The sequence below is a fragment of the Pseudoalteromonas sp. MMG012 genome, assembly GCF_018100875.1.
In the GTDB taxonomy this organism is placed as follows: domain Bacteria; phylum Pseudomonadota; class Gammaproteobacteria; order Enterobacterales; family Alteromonadaceae; genus Pseudoalteromonas; species Pseudoalteromonas aurantia.
Genome location: NZ_JAGJEF010000147.1, coordinates 1 through 3,203, shown reverse-complemented (window position 1 = coordinate 3,203; position 3,203 = coordinate 1). Strand labels below are relative to the sequence as shown.

Below are 3,203 nucleotides of genomic sequence, written 5' to 3'. Positions count from 1 at the left end.
TATGTCAATTGCTCCGCACCAGATACCACCGCTATTGCCTGTGAATTCGCCGCTGCTTGACGCTCAAATAACTCATGTAACAACACATCTTGTTCATACGCCCTACGCGTGTCATTTAACGTTTCTGTTAAATACTGCTGCTCTATATCACTGAGCATCGCTACCGCGTGTAGCTCTGTCTCCGTCACTAATCCTTGTAATAAACGTTTATAATGCCCCCCTATTCGTGCCAAACTTGGCGCATTATACTTCCCAGCTCCCCCTTCCAAGCGAATGCTTAACCCTTCAGATACATGCGCAACAACCGCTAACTCATAGTTTGTTCCCTCTGTCGTATCCGCTGCCGTAACAACCAATCCTCCTTGTGCTCCTTCATGACTTAACTGTTCATCTACCGGGTAATTCTCAAAAACAAACACACTGTTAAATAATTGCTCACCCAATGACCCCTGCTTTTGTATTTCATATAACGGGTAATAGCTGTGTGACTCTCGTGCCACTTGCTGGGCATGCTGTGCGCCCAATAGTGTGGTGACGTCCCCTGCTGGCATGCCCTCTAGCACCACCGGGACTGTATTTATAAACAGCCCCAAGATTGACTCTACACCAGCTAAACCCGCCGGACGCCCTGATGTCACTGACCCAAACACCACCGACTCTTGATTGCCATAACGTTGTAATAACAACCCCCAAGCCGTTTGCACCACTATATTTAACGTCGTATGCGCGCGCGCTGCCAATTGCTGTAACGCCGCTGTTTCATCCTCACTAAACTCTATCCTATGCTCAACCCCCACATCACACGCCACACCTTCATTTGGTGGTAACTGTGTATGACTGGTGACATTCTCTAACACCGTTTGCCAATACAGCTCTGTTGCCTTGTTATCTTGCTCACTCAACCACTGCGCATAATCACGATAACTATGCTGTGGCTCCTCCAACATTGCTTGCTGCGTCATTATCGCGCTATAACATTCATTAATCTCTTTAAACACCAATGGGATACACCAACCATCCAACAATGCATGGTGATAACTCCATATCAGACTGTGTTCTTCCCCTAACTTAAATAAACTACACCGCATTAAAGGCGCCACATGACTCTCAAACCCTTGCCGTTTATCCGCACATTGAAACGTCTCTAAATAGCGCTCTTGCTCTTGTGCCGATAATTGACTTAAATCTTCTTCATGCCAAGGCAGCGCTGCTGCCTTCGCTACCAATTGATGCGCATTCCCTTCTTCAATACCCACAAAAGCCGTTCTAAAAATATGGTGCCGACGCACCACCTCTGCCCACGCCGCTTTAAATGACGCAACATCTAGCTGTTTAAAACTAATTCTCGTTTGTGTAACATAACTTCCTGCCTCTAATAAACTATGAAACAACAAGCCTTGTTGCATCCCCGTAGCTGGATACAAGTCTGCTATATCCTTGTTTTCTTGCCATCTCAATAACGTCTCTGTTGTTACCTGTGCCAGTGCAAAATCACTCGGAGTATAAGGCCCTTCACCTCGATGTTCACAATGTACTATGATGTCTTTCAACGCCTGCTCATACGCTTGCATTAATCGCGTTAAACGCTCTGTACTATAGCGCCCACTATCATAATTAAGAGTGAAATTCAGACTACCAAAGACCACCTTGCCATTGAGCACTAATTCATCACTGTCGATCCGCGCCGCACTGATATGCTGACCACTGCTTTCTTGTGCCATTGCGAATGCCCCCGCCTCCGACACACTTTGGTCAAACTGCCCTAAATAATTAAACTGCAAGGCCGGCGTCTTCATTTTTGCCAGCACAGGCTCCCCTGTGAGGTACTTTAAAACCCCATACCCTATCCCTGCACTGGGCACTTGTCGGTATTGCTCTTTCACCGCCATCACCACCGCCCCAACTTCTGCACTATGCGTGCACCTCAGGTGCAGTGGATATAAACTCGTAAACCATCCTACTGTCTGACTCAAATCTATTGTGCCATCTAAACTTTCTCGGCCATGCCCTTCCAATGTCACTGATAACGACTCAGCGCCACTGCTTCGCTGATGCGCTAACCACAAACCCGCCAACAGTATTTCGTTAACCTGTGTCCGATAGCTATGGGGGACCTTGCTTAATAATGCCTGCGTTTGTGCCTCATTCAGTGCTAACTGTACTTGCTGTCGATGACCACTGGCTTGTCCATCCAATTGACCGTAATGCGCTAACCAACTATGACTCTCACTGCTATTGACCCAATGCGCCATTTGCGCTTGTAGTTCATCGCTAACACTATACGCATGGAGGTATTCACTCCATTGTTGATAACTGTTGGTTTTCTGTGCTAGCTGTAGTCGCTCCCCCCGTTGATATTGCTGATATAATCGAGCAATATCTGCTAGCAAAATACGCCAAGATACGCCATCAACAACTAAATGGTGTATCACCAATAATAAGCGCCCTTTACCCTGTCCGTGATGAAAATACACGAAGCGTAATAATTCACCCGTACTCGGAGACAAACTGCGTTGCACCTGCTCTGCCGCTGCTGTTAGGCTATCCGCCTCACCATCCCATGCTTGTATTGAGGTGCACTTCGCAGCGTCAACTTCTGCTACTCGCTGATGCTGTCCTCGCCATTGAGTATCAACCTTAGCAAACCGCAAGCGTAAGGCGTCATGCCGAGTGAGTAATGCAGTCACTATCGGTGCCAAACACGTATCATCAAATAATTCTGGGGTTTCTAATAACACCGATTGGTTAAAGTGCTCTAGTGCCGTTTCGTCACTGAAAAAAGCATGATGTATCGGTAATAATGCCATCTCTGATGTTACTTCGTCTTGCACCACCGTGTGCGTTTTGCTGTATTTGACCTGCGTGACCAGTGCCATAATCGTTTGGTGCTGAAATAAATCCTTTACACTAAAGTAAAGTCCTTGCTCCGCAGCGCGAGACACCAACTGGATAGACAAAATAGAATCGCCCCCTAGGGCAAAGAAGTTCGCATCACAGCTAAGCTCTGCCAAAGGTCGCTTCAATAACTCAGCCCATATTTCTTGTAGTTGCTTTTCAGTTTCTGTGTATGCAGCTCGGTAACTGTGCGTATGTTGCTCAGGGACAGGTAATGCCCTTTTATCGACTTTACCATTCGCCGTTAACGGCAGCTGTGCTAACACCATAAACTGGTTGGGAACCATGTAATCTGGCAACTGTGAACT

At 46.9% G+C, this 3,203-nt stretch carries 1 protein-coding gene; it reads right to left on the bottom strand.

Annotated features, from left to right (window positions below; genetic code table 11):
• On the bottom strand, positions 1-3,203 hold a 3,203-nt coding region (locus tag J8L97_RS22530), incomplete at both ends, for a condensation domain-containing protein (RefSeq protein WP_247688790.1).